We start from the raw sequence: 20,157 nt of genomic DNA, 5'->3' as shown, positions 1-20,157 counted from the left end.
AGCGGTCCGCCCGGCCGCTACCCTCGCCTCCGTACCCGCAGCACTGGAGGATCGCGCCGTGACCGCCCCTGAACCACGCCGCCGCGCCGTCGCAGTCGTCCTCGCGGGCGGGATCGGCCAGCGGGTCGGCCGGGACACCCCCAAGCAGCTCATCGAGATCGCCGGCAGGACGATCATCGAGCACACGATCTCCGTGTTCGACGGCGCTCCGGAGATCGACGAGGTCCTCGTGCTGATGACGCCCGGCTTCACCGGGGAGGTGGAGCGGCTCGTCGCCCGCAACGGCTTCACGAAGGTGACCGCGGTGCTGGAGGGCGGCGCGACCCGCACCGAGACGACCCGGCGGGCGCTGGATGCGCTGGCCGGGCGGGACTGCGACGTGCTCCTGCACGACGCCGCGCGCCCGCTGCTGGAGCCGCACGTCATCACCGCGTGCGTGGCGGCGCTGCGCGACCACCCGGCGGTGGAGGTGGCGATCCCGAGCTCCGACACGATCGTGGTCACCGCGCCCGGGCCGGACGGCGAGACCGTCCACGACGTCCCGGACCGGCGCCGGCTGTGGCGGGCCCAGACCCCGCAGTGCTTCCGCCTGGAGGTGATCCGCGACGCCTACGAGCGGGCCTTCGCCGACCCCGGGTTCGGAGACCGGCCCGCCACCGACGACTGCGGCGTGCTGCTGCGCTACCGGCCGGACGTGCCGATCCGCATCGTGCCGGGCAGCGAGCTCAACATGAAGGTCACCCATCCCGTGGACGTCGTCGTCGCCGAGACCCTCCTGCGCTTCGCCGCGGGCTCCGGCGGCCGGAGCCCGGCGGCCGGCCGGGACCGGTGACCGCCCGGCCCCGGCCGCCGCAGCCCGTCACCGGCCGGGTCCGGCGGGGCCGGGTCAGCCGCGCGGCTTGGCGAGGCTGCGGGGGCTGGTGAGGAAGCCCCAGCCCCACGAGATGTGCATGGTGGCGTAGACGAGCGGGAGCCGTAGGAGCGCGCCCTTCGGCAGGCCGCTGCCGGTCACCGCCGAGCCGGCGAGGATCGCCGCGAGGTAGCCGCCGGGGATCAGCAGGCCGGGCCAGAAGAACGGCGAGACGACCAGGCCGACGATCATGGCCAGCACCGCCAGCGGGGGCGCCAGGTAGCGCAGGTTGATCGTGCCCTCGTGGGTGCGGGCGACCACGCGCCGCCAGCGGCCGTAGTGGAAGTACTGCTTGGCCAGGGCCTTGACGTTCGGCCGGGGCCGGTAGGAGACGCGCATCCGCGGCTGGAACCAGACCAGGCCGCCCGTGGAGCGGATGCGGTGGTTCATCTCCCAGTCCTGGGCGCGCAGGAAGTGCTCGTCGTAGCCGCCGACCCGCTCCAGCGCCTCGCGGCGGAAGACCCCCAGGTAGACGGTGTCGGCCGGGCCGGCGGTGCCGCCGGTGTGGAACCGGGCGCCGCCCACGCCGATCTTCGAGGTCATGGCCCGCGCCACGGCCTGCTCGAAGGGCGTGACCCCCTCGGCGGCCATGATGCCGCCGACGTTGTCGGCGCCGGTCTCCTCCAGGGTCTCCACCGCGACCTTCAGGTAGTCCTCGGGGAGCATGGCGTGGCCGTCCACCCGCGCGACGATCCCGTACCGGGAGGCGGCGATGGCGGCGTTGAGCGCGTTGGGCGTGCGCCCGGTCGGGTTCGGCACCACGGTCACCCGGGGGTCCTCGGCCGCGATCGCGTCGGCCACCTCCTGGGTGCGGTCCTGGGAGGGACCGACCGCGAGAACGACCTCGATGGGTCCTCCGTACCGCTGCGAGAGGACCTGGTCCACCGCCTCCCGCAGATGGCGCTCCTCGTTGAGCACCGGGATGACGACGGAGATGGGCGGCCAGACGCGCGTCTCGGGGGACGGCGCCGGCACCTGTGCGGGCGAGTCGGGGAACTGCTTCATGGCGTCGCTCACGCTACTGTACGGACGGGTACCTCATCGACCCAGTCAGGAGCCTAGGGGGGCTGATGCGCGACCCGGAAGACGAGGACTCGGGTGTACGCGTGGGCCGTGACGCCTACGGCGGCGTCCGGGTGCCTCCCCGGCGCCGCAGGCCCGTCCGGAGCGCCCGCGCCCGGCGGCGCAACCTCGTCGCCTCCGGAGCGCTCTCCCTCCTGGTGCTCGCCGGTTCCGGTGCCGCGTGGGCTCTGACCGACCTCACCACGAGCCGGATCCGGCCGGTCGACGCGGGCGTGACCGAGACCCGGGCCACCGGGGCGATGAACATCCTGCTCGTCGGCGTGGACCGGCGCGACGACCTCAACCGGCAGCAGCAGAACCGGCTCAAGCTGGGCCGGGAGAGCGGGCAGCGGACCGACACCATGATGGTGATCCACCTGTCGGAGGACCACCGCAGGGTCACCGTGGTCAGCCTTCCCCGGGACACCTGGACGACGATCCCCGGCAAGGGCGAGCACAAGATCAACGCCGCCTACCAGCTCGGCGGTCCCAAGCTCGCGGTGCGCACGGTGCAGGACGCCACCGGGCTGCCGATCCACCACTACGTCGAGGTCAACGTGCTCGGCTTCATCAACGTGGTCGACGCGCTCGGCGGCGTCTCGGTCTGCACCCCGGTCGCGATCGACGACCCGAAGACCGCCCTGACGCTCCAGCCGGGCACCTACGAGCTCGACGGCGCCAAGGCCCTCGCCTACGCCCGCACCCGGGCCACCGCCCGCTCCGACCTCGACCGCATCGACCGCCAGCAGCAGGTCGTCTCGGCCCTGCTGGACCGGGCGCTGAGCGGTGACACGCTGACCGACCCGGCCAAGCTCGCCAGGTTCCTCGACAGCGCGCTGTCCACGATCCGCGTCGACGACGCCCTCCGCGGCGACCTGCTGGGCCTGGCCGACCAGCTCAAGGACGTCTCCACCGACGACGTGGCCTTCGCCACGGTCCCGATCGCCGACCCCGACCACAAGACGCCGACCGGCGAGTCGGCCGTGCTCTGGGACAAGGACGCGGCCCGCGCGCTGTTCCGCCGGATCGCCGCCGACGAGCCGCTCACCGCGCCGACCGGGCCGGCGGGCTCCGCTGGGGCGACGCCGCCGGCAACGCCCCGGCCGGCGTCCACCGCGACGGCCACCACCGCATCCACCGGGGCGCCCGCGGCTTCCCCGTCCTCCTCTCCCGCGTCCTCCGCGGCCCCGCTGACCGTCCCGCCGGAGCGGATCTCCGTGAAGGTGCTCAACGGCACCCTGATCACCGGTCTGGGCGCGCGCACCAGAGATGACCTGGTCGCCGCGGGCTTCCTCGTGCCCGAGGCCGCCGGGAACACCCAGCGCCGGGACTACGAGGCCCCGGTCGTCCGGTACGGTCCCGGCCGCGAGGACTCGGCCAGGACCGTGGCCGCGGCCGTTCCCGGGGCGGAGCTGCGCCGCGTCGACGACCTCGGCGACCGGATCGAGCTCATCGTCGGGCGGAAGTACTCGGGGGCGAAGAAGGTCGCCGTGCCGGAGCCGGCCGGACCCGCCACCCCCGCGGCCACCCCCGCTCCGAGCGCCTCCCCCACCGCCAGGACCGCGACGCAGAACATCTGTAAAAACTGACATAAAACGCATGTCACCCCCGTCTCCGGGCAGAGGAAAGCGGGCGGAGGTGATGATCGTGCTCCCTGCATTCGACGTACAGACGCGGCGTGAGAACTCCTGCACGGTGATCCGGGTGAAGGGGGAGCTGGACATGTCCGTCGCCCCCCGTCTCCGGGCCGCGATCGACCGGGTCCTGGCGGAGCCCGGCCGTCCCTGCCTGGTGATGGACCTGACGGAGGTGCCGTTCTGCGATTCCGTCGGGCTCGGCATCATGGTGAACACCCTCACCCGGGTCCGGGACTCCCGCGGCCGCCTCGTCCTCGCGCTCGCCCCGGGGATGATCGCCCACCTGCTGACGATCACCAACCTGGACCGGCACTTCGAGACGTACGGCAGCGTGGAGGAGGCCTTCGGCGCCTTCGACGCCGCGGCCTGAACGGCAGCGGCCCGGAGCCCGGCCTGAAGCGCGGCGGCCCGGCGCGCCTCAGGCCGGGGAGGCCGGGATGGCCGGGGAGGCCGAGGGCTCCGGGAACGCCGGGAACGCCGGGAACACGGCCTCGATCACGGTGCCGCCACCGGACTCGGCGCGGACCGCGCAGGTGCCGCCCGCCTCGGCGGCGTACTCGCGCATCATGTCCGGCACCGCCCCGCCGGGCAGTCCCCTCCCCCCGACGGCGACCGTGACCCGCAGGCGTCCGCCCCCGTCCAGCCCCACCCGCACGTCCGCCGCGCCCGCGCGCCCCCGTGCCTCGACCAGCGCCTGCCGCACGATCCGGTAGGCGGCCGCCTCCACCGCCCCCGGCAGCCCGGCCAGGTCCCCGGTGACCGCCACGGCCGCCTCGCCGTCCGCCAGGGCCCGTACGGCCCCCTCCAGCCCGAGGTCGTCCAGCACGGGCGGGCGCAGGCCGTACACCAGCTCGCGGATCCGCGCCGAGGCCTCGTCCATTCCCGCGCGCAGCCGCCGCAGGGTCAGCTCCACCTCCTCGGGGGAGGTCCGCACGGACAGCCGGGCCGCGTTGATCGACGTGGCCATGACGTGGATCGAGCGGCCCAGGCCGTCGTGCACGTCGCGGTAGAGGCGGCGGCGCTCCTCCTCCCGGGCGGCGAGGACGCGCTCCCGGGAGCGGGTCAGCGCGCCGGACAGCCACGCGGCGTGCGCGGCGTCGGCGACGTAGGGCACCAGGGCGGCCAGCACCCGCTCCTGGTAGGAGTCCGGCAGCCTCCGGGCACCGGCCGGGCCGACCAGCAGGCGCCCCACCCGCACGCCGTGCCAGACCAGCGGGACCTCGCGGGCCACCTCCGGCAGCTCGCCCGCGCAGGTCCGCACCCCGTCCACCTCCACCGCCGCCCCGGCCGCGGACATCCCGGCGCGGACCGCCTCCGCCGCGACCGCGAGCGCGCCCGCCGGCTCGGCGTGGGCCACCGCCTCCCGCAGCCGTACGGCCAGCAGCTCCGGATCCCCGCCCGGCCCGTAGAACGCCCGGTCAAGCAGCCGCCGCAGGGCGCGCTGGAGCGGGCGGAAGAACGCCCCGGCCAGCAGCGCCCCGGCCATCCCGGCGAACTGGTGGCGGCCGGAGACGAGCAGCCCGGCCAGGGCCGCGGCCCCGAGGTAGGCCGCGCCCAGTGCGCCGAGCAGGGCGGCCGCGATCACGGTGCGGCCGACCAGGGTGTCGATGGCGTACAGGTGGTGGCGGGTGACCGCGACCACGACGGCGGCGGGGATGGCCGCGGTCGTCACCATCGCCGCCGTCGAGTAGGGGTCCCAGGACTCGACGGCCAGGTTGGCCGCCACCGCGTACAGCAGCCAGCCGATCTGGCGGCGCCGTACCGCGCCGGCGGAGGCGAACCGGAACAGCAGCGAGAGCAGGCAGACGGCCTCGGCGACGTGGTAGGTGTTCACCGGCAGCGCCGCGAACCAGTCGTTCACCGGTCCGGCCCAGGCCGCCGCCAGCGGGTTGGGGCCGCGCGGGGAGTCCGCCGGGACGGGCCGGCAGACGAACGCCGCGGCCTGCAGCAGCGTGAGGGCGGGCACGGCCGCCGTGACGGGGAGCCAGCGCCGCGACGGGGGCCGCCCGTCGGGGTACAGCAGCGGGAGCAGCTGGTCCACCAGGACGACCGCGAGCGCGCCCACCCCGGCGTTGACCGCGAGGGGCCAGTACGTCGCGGCCTGCTCGCCTCCGTGGCGGAGCCACTCGAAGACGGCCTGGGAGGGGCTGAGGACCGCCGTGGCGAAGCCGCCGGCGATCATCAGCCAGGCCACCCGCAGCCGCGGCCGGCGCAGCACGAGCAGGGCGCCCAGCACCGGGTAGGCGATCCCCACCACGTCGTCGCCGGTCAGCACGGCCGGGCGCGGCCCGCCGCCGGGCAGCGCGAACCGCGCCGCCGCCCCCGCCACCACCATGGCCACGGCCACGGCCGCAGCCGCAGCCGCCAGAACCACCGCCGAGCGGCGCATGCGTTCCTTCCTCTCCGTACCCTTCCCGCAGGGCCGGTCGTACCGAATCCGATGTCCCGCGGGACCTCCGCGGACACTTGTCAGACACCGGATCGCGGAGAAACGTTCTCACGGATTCCGCGGGGAAAGCACTGGTTTCCCACGCATTCCTCGGCGAGGAGGCCGCTTCGCTCCGGTCCCCGCCCCCTCCGGGGAAGATCCGTACGGCGGCGCGCCACGGCCGGGCGGGTCCGCGCGGGTCCGGGTCCGCGCGGGTCCGGGTCCGGGTGGATCCGCGCCTCACACCGGCGACCAGGGCAGCAGGTCCTGGGCGTAGACGTCCCAGAGGCGGCCGGCGAAGAACCGGCCGAACCTGCCCAGCGCGGAGAGCCGGCCCGCGGCCGTCGGCGCCTGCGCGCGGAAGCTCGCCAGCTGGCGGACCAGGTCGGGCAGGCGGATGCGGATCACCCCCGAGGCCACCGCCTCGGCCCCCTCCTCCTCGTCCGCCCGCACGTGGCCGCGGAGGATCCGCAGCCGCAGTGTCGTCGTGTCGGCCCAGAGCCCGAGCCGGGAGTCCTCGGTGACGTCCTTGCGCCCGCTGAGGGTGAGCCGGTGCCCGGCCCGGTCGGTGAAGAAGAGCCGGTACAGCATGCGCAGCCGCGCCGGGTCGGCCTCCTGCACGAAGAGGTTGAACCACCCGCGCTCCACCGGGAGCCGGCCGCCCAGCGCCTCGCAGCGGACCTCCCCGGTGACGGCGGCCTCGTGCTCCGGGCTCACGACGAAGCGGTCGAGCCCCCCGGTGTCGATCACCAGGTGCACGGACAGCTCCTCCGCCGGTCCCCCGGCTGACCGGGCGGCGCCTCCGCCGTCCGCCCCGCCGAACGTGATCGTGCCCGTCATCCGCTCGGCGAAGCGCAGCCGCGTCCCGTCGGCGGGCGGTCCTTCCGCCGGCGGTTCCCCGGCCGGGACCGACAGCGGCAGGCCCTGCTCCGCGCACCAGCGCCGCGCCTCGCGCACCCCGAGCTCCACCGCCTGCCGGAAGCGGTCCCCGCTGAGGTTGACCAGGTAGTTGAGGGGGACCTCGGCCTGGAGCAGCTTCACCTCGATCGGCCGGCCGAACTCGCTGCGCCCGCCGGAGCGGAGGGCGGCGTTGCCGGCCTCGATCCTGCGCAGCCACTCCCGCAGCTGGCCGTTGGCCGCCGCCTCGATGATCTGGAAGTAGTGCGCGACGAACCCGCCGCGCCAGCGGCGGCGCCGGCTGACCGTCCAGATGATCCACAGCTCGTCGCAGCCCCGGCGGATCGCCTCGCCGATGTTCGCGTCGGTGACGTAGACCGGGTCGATGTACGTCCGGCCGTCGATGACGACCGGCGGGAACCACATGGGCAGCGCGACCGCGGAGACGAGGCGGTCCTCGTCCATCCGGTCGGCGGTCACGGCCTCCACCTCGCCCGCGGTGAAGTCGTACAGGTTGAAGGTGGCGACCCGGTCGGTGGCGCGGATCCGCGCCCAGTCCAGTCCCCAGGCGGGGAAGACGTGCCGCCGGTAGCCGTCGAGGGTGAGGAGCGAGGCGGCGTACGGCCCCTTGGGCCACTCCCGCCAGTTCGGCGTGACGCCGCGGAGCGGGCGCAGGCGGCGCCAGTTGTCGGCGATCCGCCGGCCCGTCATCCCCTGGCAGTACATGGCCAGGTTGAACACCCCGCCGCTCGCGCCGTCGGCGTGGTCGAAGCGCAGTCCCGCCTCGTCGAGCCAGACCTGGAGCACGCCCGCCTGGAAGGCGACCTTGAGGCCGCCCCCGGCCAGGATCAGCGCCCTGCGGGGAGCACCGTCCTCGGCGCCGCGTCCGGCATCTCGTCCGCCGTCTCCGGCGCCCTCGCCGCGCCCGTCACGCTCGGAGCGCCCGGCGCGCTCACCGCGCCCGTCACGCCCGGAGCGCCCGCCCTGCCCGCCGAGTCCGGCGCGCCCTCCGTACCCGCCGTGTCCGGAGTGCTCGCCCTGCCTGCCGAGTCCGGCGCGCCCGTCCCGCGCGCCGGGACCGCCGCGCTCATCCGCCATGCGTTCCTCCGTGCGCGCCCGCGCGCGGGCGGGCCCGCGCCCGTCCGGCGTCCTCGGCGATCCGTTCCGCCGCCCGCTCGGCCAGGGCGGCGATGGTGAGCGCGGGATTCGGGCCGACCGGGCCGGGCATCACCGAGCCGTCGGCGACCGACAGGCCGGCGTAGCCGTACACCCGCCCGAAGGAGTCGACCACGCCCTCCCGCGGGTCCCGGCCCATCGGGGCCCCGCCCAGCGGGTGGACCGTGATCAGGCGGTTGAGGCGGGCCAGCGGGCGCGAGGCGTACCAGCCGCCCAGCCTCCGGGCGACCTCCCGCATCGTCCGGTTCATCCGGTCGTAGTAGGGGCCCGAGGAATCGGTGTCCCACTCCAGGTCCAGGTGGCCGTCCCGCAGCCGCATCCGGCCGTCCGGCACGTCCCTGCCCATCCCGAGCAGCGGCATCGACGTGGCGGTCAGCAGCCCCGCGCCCATCACGCCGGACAGGTCCCGGCCCACCTGGCTCCGGGCGCTCCGGGTGAGCAGGGACCAGCCCCGCCGGAGCAGGAACCGCAGCAGGTGCTTCGAGAGCGTCAGGACGTTCTGCTCGACCAGCCAGTCGACGAGCTCCGGATAGCCGGCGTCCTCGATGTAGAACCCGCGCCCGGCGCCGCCGTCGACCGCGTCCGGCATGCGCATCGCGCTGGTGATGACCGGGCCGAACGTCGGCTCCAGCAGGCGGGGGACGCGCCCGCCGCCCTTCGCGCGCCCGGCCGCCGCCTCGGTCGCGGCCTGGAGGACGAAGCCCAGGAAGTCGCCGTTGCCGGAGAAGCGCGTGCCGAGCGCGGGGCTGATCCCCGGCAGGGCGCTGCGGTTGCGCAGCAGCAGGTACGGCGTGCCGAGCGCGCCCGCCGCGAGCACCAGCCGGCGGCACCTGACCGTGCGCCGGGCGGGGGGCTCCGGACCGCCGCCCCGGACGGCCGGACCGCCGCCGTCCCACCGGGCGCCCGGATCCGCCCCGCGCCTCGGACCGGCCCCGCGCCCCGGGTCCCCGCGGGCGCCGTACACCCCCTCCGCGGGCGGGTGCACCAGGTAGGAGACCGCGAACCCGCCGGGGACGGGCTCGAAGGAGCGGACCTCGCAGCCGGTCCGGATCTCGGCCCCCCGGCGCCGCGCGGCGCTGAGGTAGGTCAGGTCGAGGGTGTTCTTGCTCCCGGCGTTGCAGCCGAGGTCGCACTCGCCGACGAGCCGGCACGTGTAGCGCGGCGCGCCGTACAGGTTGTCCTCGCCCCCCGCGACGGGCTCCCCCGGCGCCGGATCGCGGCCGGGGCCGGCGAAGGTGACGGCCAGCGGGGGCAGCCCCCACTCCAGGCCCAGCCGGTCCGCGGCCTCCCGCAGCGCGGCGGTCTTCGGTGTGCCCCGGTACGGCTCCCGGCCGTACGGATAGGCCTGCGCCCCGAGCATCGTCTCGACCCGGTCGTAGAAGGGGTCGAGCTCGGTGCGGGTCACCGGCCAGTACTCGCACCCGCCGGCGGGGTCCTCCCGGACGAACCACTTCTCCGGTTTTCGGAGCAGGACGTTGGCGTAGATGAGGGAGCCCCCGCCGAGCCCGCTGCAGACGACCGCGTCGAGGTTGGAGAAGCTCCACACGTCGAACATGCCGTACAGGCCGTGGTCGGGGGCCCAGAAGTTCGCGGCCGTGCCGCGCACCCCGCGCGGGAAGTCGCCGGGCCGGTAGGCCCTGCCGCGCTCCAGCACGCAGACGCTCATGTCGGCCTCGGCGAGCCGGAGCGCGGTGACCGAGCCGCCGAAGCCCGAGCCGACCACCACCACGTCGAAGGTCTCCATGTCACCCGCCCCCGTGCGCCCGTTCCCGGGCCCATCCCCCGAAGGGATAATTGATGACATAACACGAAAAAAGCGGATATTCCCCACCCATCCCCATCGAACCACCGGACGTGCCCGCGGCGGTCGCTCCTCAGCCCCGGTCGGCCGGATAGAGCCGGCCCAGGCCGCCCGGTACAACCGGCGATACCGCCGTTGGTGGCGTCGCCGACGGCGATGGCCGCGAGCACCGAGACCGGGCGGCGGGCGGCGCCTGCTTGAAACGATCGTTCACAACTCTTGACTCGAACCATGAGAATTCCGAGAGTGGAACCCGAACCGGTCCCCACGACACGAATGGGTGGTCGAGTGGTCTCCAACAGCCAGAACCCCGAAGTGCAGCGCAGAGAAGGCGGGCCGATGGAGGAGTTCTCCATCACCCCCGGCGAGCTGGCGATGTTCGAGCAGGCGTACGGCGGCATCCCGGAAAGGGCCTGACGCCGGCAGGCGGCGCCGGGCGGCGGGAACGCCCGGCGCCGCCGTCCGAGCGGCCGGCGGGGCGACCGGAAGGGGGACGCGTGGAAGGGCTGCGCACGCGGCGGATGCCGCTCCGTGACGCGGTCGCGGTGCTGCAGGCGGAGCTCGCCGGGCACGGCCTGTCCGCGGAGGTCGTGGAGCGGGAGCGCGGCGGGATCGGCGTCACCCGCTGCGTCCTGCGGGACTCCCGCGGCCGGGTGGTGGCACGCTCCTCGGGCAGGGGCTCAGGCGCCGAGGCCGCCGCCGGTGCGCTGTTCGAGGCCTGGGAGCACCACTGCCACAAGAGCGGCTTCGCCGCGTTCCGGGACGACGGGACCCGCATGCGGCGCATCCCCGCCGGCGAGATCGCCGGGCAGCCGGCCCTCGCCGACGACGCGCTGGTGCACCGGCTCGCCGCCGACCTCCCGAACAGCCGCATCGCCTGCCTGCGGTTCGACCCGGTCCACGGGGACGCCGACCCGCTCTGGTATCCGGGATTCGCGCGCTTCCCGTGGTATCTGCAGTATCCCGTCGTGGACGACGGGACCGGCTACCACGCCTACCTCCGCTACGCGACGAACTTCGGCACCGCAGCGGGGACGTCGGAGCCGGAGGCGCTGCTCCACGCGCTCCTGGAGGCGGTGGAAGGGGACGCGCTCTCGCACGCGCTCCTCGACTGGTACGCGGATCCCGGAGGCCGTCCGAGAAGGGTCCGCCCCGACGACCTCCCCGCGGACCTGCGACGGCTCTGCGACGACGTCGAGCAGGCGATCGGCTGCTCCCCGCTCATCCTGGAGACCACGACCGGGCTCGGGATCCCCGCGTTCCACGCCCTGCCCTCGCGCCCGGCCCACCTCGGCGTGGGCGGCGGAGGAGCGTCGCCGATCCCCGCCCACGCGCTCGCACGCGCCCTGGGCGAGCTCGTCCAGGCGCACGTCACCGTCACCGAGGATCCGGACAGGGACCGGCACCTCCGCCGGAGGCTCGACCGCCTCGGCGGATGGCCCCTCCTACGGCGCTGCGCGACCCTGGACCCCGGCGACCTCATCGCGCGGTCGGAGCACGCCCGGAGCCGCCCGCGGTCCTGGTGGGAGGCGGCCGGCACCGATCCCGGCGTCGCCGCCCGGCTCGCGGCCGCGACCGGCGCCCTGGCCCGCGAAGGATTCCGGTGCTACTACGTGAGATGGAATGAACGGGACTCCCCGGTTCCGGTCGTCACGGTCCTCGTCCCCGGTTTCGAGACGTTCTTCCTGAGCCGGTCGGGGATCCCCGTCCTGCCCACCGGGCGGGGGGCGCGCAGACTGCTCCGGGAATCCGCCCGGACGGACCGGGCGGCCGCCGCCCCGGTTCCGGAGGCCGGAGGGGCGCCGATTCCCTGACATCCGATTTCCTGAGGACGGTCGATCGGGGACGGGGAGCAGGGTGGTGCGGGACGGCGTGGCGAGGGCCCGGGGATTCGGCGGGATACTGCGGCAGCGCGACTTCCGGCTGTTCTGGCTCGGGGAGACGACCAGCGAGATCGGCAACTCGCTGGCCGTGGTGGCGATGTCACTGCTGGTCGTGTCGGTCCTCGACGCGAGCACCTTCACCGTCAGCCTGCTCACCGCGTTCACGTTCCTGCCGTGGCTGCTGGTGGGCCTGCCCGCCGGGGCGTGGATCGACCGGCTCCCGTCGCGGACCGTGATGATCGTCACCGATCTGGCGGCGGCGGTGCTCTACGCCAGCATCCCGGTCGCCGCGTGGCTGGACGTCCTGACGATCGAGCAGGTCCTCGCGGTCGCCTTCCTCACCGGGACGGTGAACGTCTTCTTCGACACCGCCTACCAGGTCCAGCTGCCCTGCCTGGTCTCCGCGGACGATCTGGTGGAGGGCAACGTGAAGCTGCAGGCCAGCGTGAGCGTGGCCCGTTTCGGCGGCTCCAGCGCGGGCGGCTTCCTCGTGCGGGCGATGGGCGCCGCCACCGCGCTGGTGCTCAACGCGCTCAGCTTCCTGGTCTCCGCGGCCTGCCTGCTCGCCGTCCGCGCCCCGCAGGAGCGGCCCGCGCGCCGGGCGGGGCCTCGCCGGCGTCTCTGGAAGGACGTCGCCGAGGGCATGCGCTTCGTCGCCGGGGACCGCTACCTCCGCCCGCTGACGATCTGGGCGGCCCTGGCCAACTTCGGGCTCACCGGCTACGACGCGCTCATCGTGGTGTTCCTGGTCCGCGACGTCGGAGTGGGCGCCGAGGCCGTCGGCCTGCTGATGGCCGTCGGCGGCGTCGCCGCGGTCGCCGGCGCGCTGGTCGCGGGACGTGTCGTCGACCGTTTCGGTACGGCGCGCGGCCTGCTGCTCAACTCGACGTTCGTGATCCCGTTCGTCCTGCTCGTCCCGCTCACCGGGCCGGGTCCGGGCCTCGTCCTCTACGTGGCCGGCGTGGCGACGTGCGTCGCGGGGATCGCGGTGACCAACGTCATCGTCGCCAGCTTCCGCCAGGCCTACGCCCCGCCGGGGATGCTGGGAAGGGTGACCGCGACCACCCGGTTCGTGCTGAACGGGGTCTACCCGGTCGGCGCCCTCGTCGCCGGGGCGCTGGGCACCTGGCTCGGTGTCAGGGCCACTCTGTGGATCATGCTCGGCATCGTGGCGCTCGCGGGCGCGTGCCTGCTCACCCGGACCTTCAGAGGGCGCCGGGACCTGCCGCTCACGTGTCGGCTCCCGCATGCGGGCCGTCGAAAGTGATCTCCAGTGAGGACGAGTACGCGGCGGTGTCCTCCTCGGCCTCTCCGGCGCCGGGACCGGCGGCCGCTCCCTGCCGCGTCACGGCGACGGCCCGGTAGGCGAAGCCGTCCTGCATGGCGTGCTCCCAGGTGAACAGGACCTCCTCACCTTCGTTCAACGTGCGGTACCGGCCGGGCGGGCCCTCTACCGCGGAGAAGTGCACCCACACCTCCCCCGGGACACCCGGGGAGGCCAGGACTCCCCAGCCCTCCTCGCCGTCCCAGGACACGACCGTTCCGGTGACCTCGTCCATCACGCGGGCTCCCTCCGACGGGCACAGGACGCCTTCTGCTCCGTCCCCGCTCCACGTCTCACGGAACAGGGACGGAACAGGGCCTTCATGAAGATCGCCCCGAGGCCGGCGGAGCCCCGGGGCGATCTCTCGGCAGGAGAAGCGTCTCCGCTGTCCAGCGGCCTACTTCAGCAGCTGGCGGGCCATGACCATGCGCTGGATCTGGTTGGTGCCCTCGTAGATCTGGGTGATCTTGGCGTCGCGCATCATGCGCTCGACCGGGAACTCCTGGGTGTAGCCGTACCCGCCGAGGAGCTGCACCGCGTCGGTGGTGATCTCCATGGCGGCGTCGGAGGCGGCGCACTTGGCGGCGCTGGAGAAGAACGTGAGGTCGGCCTGGGGTTCGCCGTGCATGGCCAGCTCGGACTTGGCCGCTGCGGCGTAGGTCAGCTGGCGGGCGGCCTCCAGCTTCATCGCCATGTCGGCGAGCATGAACTGCACGCCCTGGAACTCGGCGATGGCCTTGCCGAACTGCTTGCGCTCCTTGACGTAGCCGAGCGCGTAGTCCAGCGCGCCCTGGGCGATGCCGAGCGCCTGGGCGGCGATCGTGATGCGGGTGTGGTCCAGGGTGGCCAGCGCGGTCTTGAAGCCGGTGCCGGGCTCGCCGATCATCCGGTCGGCCGGGATGCGCACGTCCTCCAGGATGACCTGGCGGGTCGGGGAGCCCTTGATGCCGAGCTTCTTCTCCTTGGGCCCGAAGCTGACGCCCTCGTCGCCCTTCTCCACCACGAACGCGGAGATGCCGCGCGCGCCCGCGCCGGGGTCGGTCACGGCCATGACCGTGTAGTACTCCGACACCCCGGCGTTGGTGATCCACATCTTGGCGCCGTTGAGCACGTAGTGGTCGCCGTCGGCCACCGCGCGGGTCTTCATCGAGGCGGCGTCGCTGCCCGCCTCGGCCTCGGACAGGGCGTAGGAGAACATCGCCTCGCCCCGCGCGACCGGCGCGAGGTAGCGCTGCTTGAGCTCCTCCGACGCCGACAGCAGCAGCGGCACGGTGCCCAGCTTGTTGACCGCGGGGATCAGCGAGGACGAGGCGCAGGCCCGCGCCACCTCCTCGATGACGATCACGGTGGCGAGCGCGTCCGCGCCGGCGCCGCCGTACTCCTCGGGCACGTGCACGGCGTGCAGGTCGGCGGCGACGAGCGCCTTGTAGACGTCCCAGGGGAACTCGCCCGTCTCGTCGGCCTCGGCCGCACGGGGGGCGATCTTCTCATCGGCGAGGGCGCGTGCGGTCTCCCGGAGCATCTGGTGCTCCTCGGGCAGCGCGTAGAGAGGGAAGCTCATGGGAAAATACTAGGACGTCCAACAATATGAGGCCGACCCGTCACCTGTGACATATGCCGCTGGCCGGACAGCGACGGCAAAGCGAGAGTCAAGGATGCGGATACCCTGTGCGGGTCGGATTGGGCAGAACCGAAAGGATCCACCGTGGCCTACCGCCTGACCGTGCTGGGGACCGGATACCTGGGTGCCACGCATGCGGCGTGCATGGCCGAGCTCGGCTTCGAGGTACTCGGTCTGGACGTCGACGCCGAGAAGGTCGCCAGCCTCCAGGCCGGCGACCTGCCCATCCACGAGCCCGGGCTGGAGGAGATCCTCCGCCGCAACCTCGCGGCCGGCCGCCTGCGCTTCACCACCTCCTACGAGGAGGTCGCGGACTTCGGCGACGTGCACTTCGTCTGCGTCGGCACTCCGCAGAAGAAAGGCGAGTACGCCGCGGACGTCTCCTACCTCGACGCGGTGATCGAGTCCCTGGCTCCGCACCTGAAGCGCGAGTGCCTGGTGGTGGGCAAGTCCACGGTGCCCGTCGGCACCGCCGAGCGCCTGGCCGACAAGCTGGCGCGGCTGGCGCCCGCGGGCGAGGCGGCCGAGCTGGCCTGGAATCCCGAGTTCCTGCGCGAGGGCTTCGCGGTCAAGGACACCCTGCACCCCGACCGGATCGTGCTCGGCGTGCGCTCGGAGCGGCCCGAGAAGATCATGCGCGAGGTCTACGCCTCCATGCTGGGGTACGGCACCCCGCTGGTGGTCACCGACTACCCGACCGCGGAGCTGGTCAAGGTCGCCGCCAACGCGTTCCTCGCCACGAAGATCTCCTTCATCAACGCCATGGCCGAGGTGTGCGAGGCCGCGCACGCGGACGTCAAGCAGCTGTCGCTGGCGCTGTCCTACGACGAGCGCATCGGCGGCCGCTTCCTCAACCCGGGACTGGGCTTCGGCGGCGGCTGCCTGCCCAAGGACATCCGCGCCTTCATGGCGCGCGCCGGGGAGCTGGGCGCCGACCAGGCCCTGACCTTCCTGCGCGAGGTGGACGCGATCAACATGCGCCGCCGGGCCCGCATGGTCGACCTGGCCCGCGAGCTGGCCGGGGGCTCCTTCCACGGCTGCGAGATGACCGTGCTGGGAGCGGCGTTCAAGCCCAACTCCGACGACATCCGCGACTCGCCGGCCCTGGACGTCGCCGTCAAGATCGCACAGCAGGGCGGCAAGGTCACCGTCTACGACCCCGTGGCCCAGGAGAACGCGCGCCGCGCCCACCCGCAGCTCTCCTACGGCGACTCCGCCCTGGACGCCGCCCGGGGCGCCCACGTCGTGCTGCTGCTGACCGAGTGGCAGGAGTTCGTCGACCTCGACCCCGAGGAGCTCGGCTCGGTGGTCGCCTCCCGGAAGATCGTGGACGGCCGCAACGCCCTCGACGCCGAGGTCTGGCGCGCCGCGGGCTGGCACTACCGCGCTCTCGGCCGCCCCTGACCGGCCCGGGGCCGCGCCGCCGCCCCTCCTGACCCGGGGGGCCGCGCCGCGGTCCTCCCCCGACCGGCCCGGGGCCGCGCCGCCGCCCGCCCCTCAGCCGCCGAGGCGGGCGGCCTCCTCACGGAGCCGGGCGCCCTTGGCATGGGCCTGGTCGCGCAGCTCCGCCTGGAAGCGCTCCATCTTCGCGCGCAGCCCGGCGTCCGCCGCCGCGAGGATCCGTACGGCCAGCAGCCCCGCGTTGCGGGCCCCGCCGATCGCGACGGTGGCGACCGGAACCCCGGCCGGCATCTGGACGATCGAGAGCAGCGAGTCCATGCCGTCGAGGTACTTCAGCGGGACGGGCACGCCGATCACCGGGAGCGGGGTCACCGAGGCGAGCATGCCGGGCAGGTGGGCGGCGCCCCCGGCCCCGGCGATGACCACCTTCAGGCCGCGCTCCGCCGCCCCCTGCCCGTAGGCGATCATCTCGTCGGGCATGCGGTGCGCGGAGACCACGTCGGCCTCGAACGCCACCCCGAACTCGGCGAGCGCCTCGGCGGCGAGCCGCATCACCGGCCAGTCGGAGTCGCTTCCCATCACGATGCCGACGTCTGCCATGCGTCCTCCTCCGCCGGACGCGCGTCCGGCCGTGTCGTGTGCGTTGACGTGCCGCCCCGGCCGGGCCGGGGCCGTCCCGGGATCCCGGTGCGGTGCCCGGGGTCCCGGATCAGGTGTAGACGCCGTCGGTCAGGTAGGCGGCGGCGTGCCGGGCGCGGGCGCGGACCTCCTCCAGGTCCGTGCCGGCGGCGGTGACGTGCCCGATCTTGCGGCCGGGCCGCACCTCCTTGCCGTAGAAGTGGACCTTCACGCCGGGGTCGTGGGCCATGACGTGCTCGTAGCGGGAGAAGACGTCCGGGTCCTCGCCGCCCAGGAGGTTGGCCATCACCACGACGGGCGCGGTCATCGTCGGCGAGCCCAGCGGCAGGTCGAGGACGGCGCGCAGGTGCTGCTCGAACTGGGAGGTGCGGGCCCCGTCGATGGTCCAGTGACCGCTGTTGTGCGGGCGCATGGCCAGCTCGTTGACCACGAGCCCACCGGCGGTCTCGAACATCTCCACGGCCAGCAGGCCGGTCACGCCGAGCTCGGTCGCGATCCTCAGGGCGAGCCCCTGGGCGGCTGCGGCCCGCTCGGGGTCGAGGCCCGGCGCGGGGGCCAGCACCTCCACGCAGATGCCGTCGCGCTGCACGGTCTCCACGACCGGGTAGCTGACGCCCTGCCCGTGCGGGGAGCGGGCGACCAGCACGGCCAGCTCCCGCTCGAACGGCACGAACGCCTCGGCCAGCAGCGGCACCCCGCTCGCCAGGACCTCCGCGGCGTCCTCGGCGGACCGGCGGATCCACACGCCCCGGCCGTCGTAGCCGCCGCGCACGGCCTTGAGCACGACGGGCCACCCGTGCTCGGCGGCGAACGCCTCCACGTCGGCGGCGGTGGCGACGCGCCGCCAGGCCGGGCAGGGCGCGCCGATCGCGGTCAGCCGCTCGCGCATCACGGCCTTGTCCTGGGCGTGCACCAGCGCCTCCGCCCCGGGGCGGACGGCGAAGCCGTCCGCGGCGAGCGCGCGGATGTGCTCGGTGGGCACGTGCTCGTGGTCGAAGGTGAGCGCGTCGCACCCCTTGGCGAAGTCGCGCAGGTCGGGCAGGCTCCGGTGGTCGCCGAGGCGGACGTCGGCGACCACCCGGGCCGCGCTCTCGTCACGGGAGCCCGCCAGCACCCGCAGCTCCACGCCGAGGGCGATGGCCGCCTGCTGGGTCATCCGGGCCAGCTGGCCCGCTCCGATCATGCCGACGACGGGGGTGGTGGAACCGGTCAGGGAAGGGCTGCTCACGTCCGCCGAGCTTACCGGGCACCGGTCCGGCGGCGGGAAACGGCCGGTCCCCCGGTGGGCTTCCCGCGGCCGACGGGATCGGCGTAACCTCGGCACACTGATTTATCCGTCTTTGCAGGATATTTCTGGAAACACTGTCGGTTGGATGAGATATCCATCTGGCCGACCACCGTACGGACTCCCCGGGCCGCCCGATAGCCTGAGGGGGTGCCCGAGGTCCCCACCCGTGTGGCGGACCGGCAGCCGACCGGGAAAGGACCGTGCAGGAGACGTGCAGTTCCTTCGACAGGCATACGAGCGGTTCGCCGATCTGGTGCACGAGCTGGCGAAGTTCGGGACCGTCGGGGCCTTCGCCTTCGTCATCGACGTGGGCGGGTTCAACCTCTTCCACTACGTCCTGGGCTGGTGGGGGACACTGACCTCCAAGGTCGTCGCCACGGTGATCGCCACCACCTTCGCCTACTTCGGCAACCGCTACTGGACCTACCGGCACCGGGAGCAGAGCGGGCTGACCCGCGAGTACTTCCTGTTCTTCCTGCTGAACGGCGTCGCGCTGCTGATCGGCCTGCTCGTCGTCGGATTCACCCGCTACACCCTGGAACTGTCCGACCCGCTGAGCATCAACGTCGCCAACCTGTTCGGCATCGGCCTGGGCACGCTGTTCCGCTTCTTCTCCTACAAGAAGTGGGTCTTCCTCGCCGCGACCGAGGACATCGACACCCCGCGCGAGCTGCCCGCCGACGAGGACGCGCGGACCCGCCGGACCGCCGGACCGCGCTGACCCTCCGGACGGTGCCGCCCACGCCGCCCGCCGCGCCGCCCGTGCCGCGCTCCGGCGGACCGGCCGCGGCGTTCTCCCCGGCGCCGGGGCTCACGCCGGCCCGCTGACCACCCGGTTGCGCCCGGGGTCCCCGACCGGGCGCAGGAAGATCGCGAAGGCGGCGGGGCGGGGCCGTACGAGCTCCAGGCGGCCGCCGTCCGCGGCGGCCAGCGCCCGGGCCAGGGTCAGGCCGAGACCGGTGCCCCCGGCCCCGCTCATGCTCCGCTCGAAGACCCGGGGGGCCAGCTCGTCGGTGATGCCGGGGCCCTCGTCCGCGACCTCGATCACGATGGACTTGTCGGTGCTGCTGGTGGTCACCGTCACCGGGCCGCCCCCGTGCCGCAGGGAGTTCTCCAGCAGCGTGGAGACCACCTGGCTGATGCCGCCGCTGGTGCCCAGCGCCCGGAGCCCGCGGGTGCCGGCCAGCACGAGCTTGCGCCCCTCCCGCCGGAAGGCCGGCCCCCACTCGATGAACTGCTGGTCCAGCAGGGGGTCGAGCTCGACCACCGCGGTCTGGGCGTGGCGCTGCCGCCGGGCCGCGGCGAGCAGCTCGTCGATCACCGCGGTCAGCCGCTCGGCCTGCACGATCGCGGCCTCGCCCTCCTCCTTGACCACACTGGGGTCGTCCGCGGCCGCCACGATCTCCTCCAGCCGCATCGTCAGGCCGGTGAGCGGCGTGCGGAGCTGGTGGGAGGCGTCGGTCGCGAACTCCCTCTCCCGGGCCAGCAGGTCGGCGATCCTGGTCGCGCTGCGGTCCAGCACCTCGGCCACCCGGTCGAGCTCGCCGATGCCGTAGCGGTGCTTGCTCGGCCGGGCCTCGCCGGAGCCCAGCCGTTCGGCGATCATGGCCAGGTCGCGGAGCGGGAGCGTCAGGCGGCGCGACTGCACCACGGCGAGCCCCACCGCCACCGCGAGGGCCGCCGCGGCGAGCGCCAGGATGAGCAGGAGCCAGGCGCGGACCTGCTGTTCGACCTGGGTCTTGTCACGGCTGACCGAGACGTAGACGCCGCTCTCCGACTGGGCGTCGGCGCTCATCTTGCGGTCCTCGGGCGGCTCGGTGCCGACCGTCGTCACCTGGGGAGGCGTGCCCCTGGCGTAGATCTGCACGTAGCGCTCGGGGTACTTCCTCCCCAGCTGCTCGCGGGTGATGGGCTGCTCCTGGATCCGGGCGTACTCCACCTCGTTGAGCAGGCTCTTCGCCTCCCCTGACAGCTCCTGGATGGCCTCCTCCTGGATCAGGCGGTTGACCGCCACCCCCAGGGGGACGCCGAGCAGGAGCACCGCGATGACCGCGACGAGCAGGGTCGAGGAGAGCAGGCGGCGACGCATT

The 20,157-nt window shown here is 74.0% G+C and carries 17 protein-coding genes; 8 read left to right on the top strand and 9 right to left on the bottom strand.

The window, feature by feature from the left end; genetic code table 11:
• Nucleotides 1–58 precede the first annotated feature (58 nt).
• Nucleotides 59–832, top strand: coding sequence for an IspD/TarI family cytidylyltransferase (locus tag ABD823_RS02425; protein WP_344855394.1), 774 nt, complete (start codon nt 59–61; stop codon nt 830–832).
• Between the two features lie 54 nt (nt 833–886).
• Here the strand turns inward: ABD823_RS02425 and ABD823_RS02420 are convergent, their stop codons facing one another.
• Nucleotides 887–1,915: a glycosyltransferase family 2 protein gene (locus ABD823_RS02420; protein ID WP_344855619.1), complete on the bottom strand. Its 1,029-nt coding sequence runs from the start codon at nt 1,913–1,915 to the stop codon at nt 887–889.
• Between the two features lie 65 nt (nt 1,916–1,980).
• On the opposite strand from ABD823_RS02420, the gene ABD823_RS02415 reads away from it, so the two are divergent.
• Both ABD823_RS02415 and ABD823_RS02410 read left to right on the top strand, forming a co-directional pair.
• On the top strand, nt 1,981–3,561 hold the full coding sequence (locus ABD823_RS02415; protein WP_344855392.1) for an LCP family protein: 1,581 nt from the start codon (nt 1,981–1,983) through the stop codon (nt 3,559–3,561).
• 58 nt (nt 3,562–3,619) lie between these two features.
• Nucleotides 3,620–3,979: an STAS domain-containing protein gene (locus ABD823_RS02410; RefSeq protein WP_344855390.1), complete on the top strand. Its 360-nt coding sequence runs from the start codon at nt 3,620–3,622 to the stop codon at nt 3,977–3,979.
• A 48-nt stretch (nt 3,980–4,027) separates the two neighbouring features.
• Here ABD823_RS02410 and ABD823_RS02405 read toward each other — a convergent pair whose 3' ends face one another.
• The 3 genes from ABD823_RS02405 to ABD823_RS02395 all read right to left on the bottom strand — a co-directional run bounded on the left by ABD823_RS02405 (nt 4,028) and on the right by ABD823_RS02395 (nt 9,854).
• Entirely contained in the window at nt 4,028–5,998 is a 1,971-nt protein-coding gene (locus ABD823_RS02405; protein ID WP_344855388.1) for a sensor histidine kinase, read from the bottom strand.
• A 279-nt stretch (nt 5,999–6,277) separates the two neighbouring features.
• Nucleotides 6,278–8,032, bottom strand: a complete 1,755-nt coding sequence (locus tag ABD823_RS02400; protein ID WP_344855386.1) for a patatin-like phospholipase family protein — start codon at nt 8,030–8,032, stop codon at nt 6,278–6,280.
• Complete coding sequence (locus ABD823_RS02395) at nt 8,022–9,854, bottom strand: GMC oxidoreductase (protein WP_344855384.1); 1,833 nt, start codon at nt 9,852–9,854, stop codon at nt 8,022–8,024. Before ABD823_RS02395 ends, ABD823_RS02400 begins: the two co-directional genes overlap by 11 nt.
• Before the next feature lie 303 nt (nt 9,855–10,157).
• On the opposite strand from ABD823_RS02395, the gene ABD823_RS02390 reads away from it, so the two are divergent.
• The 3 genes from ABD823_RS02390 to ABD823_RS02380 all read left to right on the top strand — a co-directional run bounded on the left by ABD823_RS02390 (nt 10,158) and on the right by ABD823_RS02380 (nt 13,061).
• A complete protein-coding gene (locus tag ABD823_RS02390; RefSeq protein ID WP_344855382.1) occupies nt 10,158–10,328 on the top strand; it encodes a hypothetical protein in 171 nt (56 codons plus the stop codon).
• Between the two features lie 80 nt (nt 10,329–10,408).
• Entirely contained in the window at nt 10,409–11,725 is a 1,317-nt protein-coding gene (locus tag ABD823_RS02385; protein ID WP_344855380.1) for a YcaO-like family protein, read from the top strand.
• Between the two features lie 46 nt (nt 11,726–11,771).
• Entirely contained in the window at nt 11,772–13,061 is a 1,290-nt protein-coding gene (locus ABD823_RS02380) for an MFS transporter (RefSeq protein WP_344855378.1), read from the top strand.
• Here the strand turns inward: ABD823_RS02380 and ABD823_RS02375 are convergent.
• The gene (locus ABD823_RS02375; RefSeq protein ID WP_344855376.1) at nt 13,024–13,353 is read right to left on the bottom strand and encodes a cold-shock protein; all 330 of its coding nucleotides are present in this window, start codon (nt 13,351–13,353) and stop codon (nt 13,024–13,026) included. The genes ABD823_RS02380 and ABD823_RS02375 overlap by 38 nt on opposite strands.
• Before the next feature lie 162 nt (nt 13,354–13,515).
• On the bottom strand, nt 13,516–14,679 hold the full coding sequence (locus ABD823_RS02370) for an acyl-CoA dehydrogenase family protein (protein ID WP_344855374.1): 1,164 nt from the start codon (nt 14,677–14,679) through the stop codon (nt 13,516–13,518).
• 144 nt (nt 14,680–14,823) lie between these two features.
• On the opposite strand from ABD823_RS02370, the gene ABD823_RS02365 reads away from it, so the two are divergent.
• Nucleotides 14,824–16,143 carry a UDP-glucose dehydrogenase family protein gene (locus ABD823_RS02365; RefSeq protein ID WP_344855372.1) on the top strand — a complete coding sequence of 440 codons (1,320 nt, stop codon included), beginning with the start codon at nt 14,824–14,826 and terminating at the stop codon, nt 16,141–16,143.
• 93 nt (nt 16,144–16,236) lie between these two features.
• On the opposite strand, the gene purE is transcribed toward ABD823_RS02365, so the two are convergent.
• Nucleotides 16,237–16,740 (bottom strand): 5-(carboxyamino)imidazole ribonucleotide mutase, encoded by a 504-nt coding sequence (gene purE / locus ABD823_RS02360; protein ID WP_344855370.1) that lies wholly within the window; start codon nt 16,738–16,740, stop codon nt 16,237–16,239.
• 109 nt (nt 16,741–16,849) lie between these two features.
• Nucleotides 16,850–18,007, bottom strand: a complete 1,158-nt coding sequence (locus ABD823_RS02355; RefSeq protein WP_344855368.1) for a 5-(carboxyamino)imidazole ribonucleotide synthase — start codon at nt 18,005–18,007, stop codon at nt 16,850–16,852.
• 271 nt (nt 18,008–18,278) lie between these two features.
• On the opposite strand from ABD823_RS02355, the gene ABD823_RS02350 reads away from it, so the two are divergent.
• The gene (locus tag ABD823_RS02350) at nt 18,279–18,788 is read left to right on the top strand and encodes a GtrA family protein (RefSeq protein WP_344855366.1); all 510 of its coding nucleotides are present in this window, start codon (nt 18,279–18,281) and stop codon (nt 18,786–18,788) included.
• Between the two features lie 90 nt (nt 18,789–18,878).
• Here the strand turns inward: ABD823_RS02350 and ABD823_RS02345 are convergent, their stop codons facing one another.
• Nucleotides 18,879–20,156: an ATP-binding protein gene (locus tag ABD823_RS02345; protein ID WP_344855363.1), complete on the bottom strand. Its 1,278-nt coding sequence runs from the start codon at nt 20,154–20,156 to the stop codon at nt 18,879–18,881.
• Nucleotide 20,157: the final 1 nt, after the last annotated feature.

Origin of the sequence: Planomonospora alba (genome assembly GCF_039534085.1) — a bacterium.
In the GTDB taxonomy this organism is placed as follows: domain Bacteria; phylum Actinomycetota; class Actinomycetes; order Streptosporangiales; family Streptosporangiaceae; genus Planomonospora_B; species Planomonospora_B alba.
Note: the sequence above shows the minus strand (reverse complement) of the source record. Positions and strands in the feature narration are given on the sequence as shown.